Raw genomic sequence first — 2680 nt, 5'->3', positions numbered from 1 at the left:
GTAAGCGCCTAATAATCCGGCGGATTTTATAGGCTCCCTTTATTTTTTATAATCATTGATAGGATTGAATGTATTTCACTCCAATTATCTTAAGGAGGACCTATCAATGAGAAGATCTAGAACACCAGTAAGTGAACAATATCGTATGGTTATGGAAGCGCGACAAAGCGGCTTATCAGATGCCGAATGGTGCCGTCAAAATGGAATTGGCACATCTACTTTTTATAATTGGACAGTTAGACTTCGCAAGCGAGGATGCGAGCTTCCAAATCCATGGAATGATATCCAATTACCATCACCTAAACAAGATGTTGTTTTACTTGATGTTATACCTGATGAACCTGAGGCTCATCCTATGTGTATTGATGCTCCATCTCAAGAATCATCATTAATTCTTGAGATGAATGGAGCTAAGCTGACGATTCCAAATGGAATTGATACAGCATTACTATCGCAAGTATTATCTGCTATGAAAGGCAGCTTATGCTAGGCGATATTTCCGGTGTAAATGAGATTTATATAGTCTGTGGTTACACCGATATGAGAAAGTCTATTGATGGCTTATGCGCCATTGTAATAGATCAACTGCATATGGACCCCAAACGAAGTGCTTTATATTTATTCTGTGGCAGACGTTGCGATAGGCTAAAAGCTTTGCTATGGGAATCTGATGGCTTTGTGCTTTTGTACAAACGCCTTGCGGTTGAAGGGAGGTATCGATGGCCAAGAGATAAATCTGAGGTCAAACCACTTACCTGGCAACAGTTCGATTGGCTTATGTCTGGACTCGAAATAGAACAGCCTAAAGCCATAGGAACATACAAAAATGTTGATAACTTACTTTCTAAAAATGGTGACTGTGAACAGTTCCCAAAAGCCTCGCAAAGCCTTGAAAATTCTGCATTTCTTGCTGTTAATGAAGCCTAAAATTTGGTATAATTTAAGTATCAAATCAAAGGAGAAATGACTGTGGCAAGAGGCGTTAGAGATCTTCAGTTACAAGAACTGAAAGATACAATTTCACAACTGAATACCACTATTTCAGCTCAGACTACAGTCATTGTCCAGCTACAAAAAACTTTGCAAGATGCAGAGAATCGTGAGGCTGAGCATCAAAAGCGAGAAGCTGTTCTGCAGGAACAAATCGATTATCTAACTAAAAAGTTATTTGGTGCCTCTAGTGAGAAACGCCATGATGAAGTCGAAGGACAGCTTTGCTTATTTGATGAAGCTGAAACACTTCAATCTGATGAGCCACCAATTCCTGATATTGAAACAATAGTCAAAGAACACAAGCGTAAAGCAAAGTCTACACTAGAGGAAAAATTAAAAGGTATTCCTGTCGAGGAAGTAATAGTAGACATCCCTGATGAGGAAAAGATTTGTCCTCAATGCGGAACTCCTCTTGAATACATTGGCAAGGAACTAATTCGAAGAGAACTCGAATACATTCCTGCCAAAGTTAAAGTCAAGGAATATGTTAGTTATCATTATGGCTGCCCAGAATGTAAAAATACTGATGAGCCATATATCATAAAAGCTAAAACAGATAAACAACCACTGATGAAGCACTCTCTTGCGTCAGAATCATCTGTTTCATGGATGATTTATCAAAAGTACGGAAATGCCTTACCTTTGTACCGACAAGAGAAAGACTGGAAGCAGTATGGCATTGAACTAAGCCGAACCACCATGGCTAACTGGATCATTTATTGTTCAAAACACTATTTTGATCCACTCTATCAGTTCTTCCATCGCAAGCTATTAGAAAGGAATTTCCTAATGGCTGATGAGACTCCGGTTCAAGTATTAAAAGAACCAGGTCGAAGGGCTGAGTCGAAGTCCTACATGTGGGTATACCGAACAGGTGAAGATGGTTTACCGCCAATAATCCTGTATGGATACTCCGAAACAAGGGCAGGAGAAAATGCCAAATACTTCCTAAAAGGATTTGATGGTTATCTTGAATGTGATGGCTACCAAGGATACAACAAGGTACCAGGCATTACAAGATGTTGCTGTTGGGCGCACGTCAGAAGATATCTGATTGATGCCATTCCAAAAGGAAAACAGTATGACTACACAAATCCTGCAGTACAGGGAGTACAATACTGCAATAAGCTCTTCGAGATTGAAGATTCTATTAACAAGAAACATGTCTCATATGAAGAGCGTTACAAGCTTCGTCTGCAAAAGGAAAAACCAGTTTTGGAGGCCTTTTTTGAGTGGCTTGATGCACAGAACCCAATTAAAAGCTCTAGATTGGATAAAGCTGTGACTTATATCAGCAATCGTCGAGAATTCCTCACAACATATCTCGAGGATGGGCGATGTAGCTTTTCTAATAATGCTAGTGAAAATGCCATTAGACCTTTCACTGTAGGCAGAAAGAATTGGCTTTTTTCCGATTCACCTGCCGGAGCTACAGCTAGTGCTACTATCTATAGTATTGTAGAAATAGCTAAAGCTCATGATTTAAATATTTATGAATATATCAAATACATCTTGAGCAAAAGACCATCAAAGTCATGGACTGATGAGCAATTTGAAACAATAGCGCCTTGGAACCAAGATGTAATTGATAGTTGCAAACGATAATTGGAGTAAAATACTCGCATCCTCGCAATCCTCGCTAGGGTGCGAGAGATTTTAATGGGACGCCTTTTTATTAGGCGCTTAC

3 protein-coding genes are annotated in these 2680 nt (G+C 39.4%); all 3 read left to right on the top strand.

Going from position 1 to position 2680, the window contains the following annotated elements; all coding sequences use genetic code 11:
• Nucleotides 1-106 precede the first annotated feature (106 nt).
• Genes tnpA through tnpC form a run of 3 tightly spaced genes read left to right on the top strand, consistent with a single transcriptional unit; the run spans nt 107 to nt 2598 of the window.
• Nucleotides 107-490, top strand: a complete 384-nt coding sequence (gene tnpA / locus CSX02_RS06805; RefSeq protein WP_099386109.1) for an IS66 family insertion sequence element accessory protein TnpA — start codon at nt 107-109, stop codon at nt 488-490.
• A complete protein-coding gene (gene tnpB, locus CSX02_RS06800) occupies nt 484-927 on the top strand; it encodes an IS66 family insertion sequence element accessory protein TnpB (RefSeq protein WP_099386108.1) in 444 nt (147 codons plus the stop codon). The genes tnpA and tnpB overlap by 7 nt, the downstream gene beginning before the upstream one ends.
• Before the next feature lie 42 nt (nt 928-969).
• Nucleotides 970-2598, top strand: a complete 1629-nt coding sequence (gene tnpC / locus CSX02_RS06795) for an IS66 family transposase (protein WP_099386110.1) — start codon at nt 970-972, stop codon at nt 2596-2598.
• The last annotated feature ends 82 nt before the right edge of the window (nt 2599-2680 follow it).

Source organism: Agathobacter ruminis, from assembly GCF_002735305.1.
GTDB lineage: Bacteria > Bacillota > Clostridia > Lachnospirales > Lachnospiraceae > Roseburia > Roseburia ruminis.
This window is presented reverse-complemented; position numbering and strand designations above follow the sequence as displayed.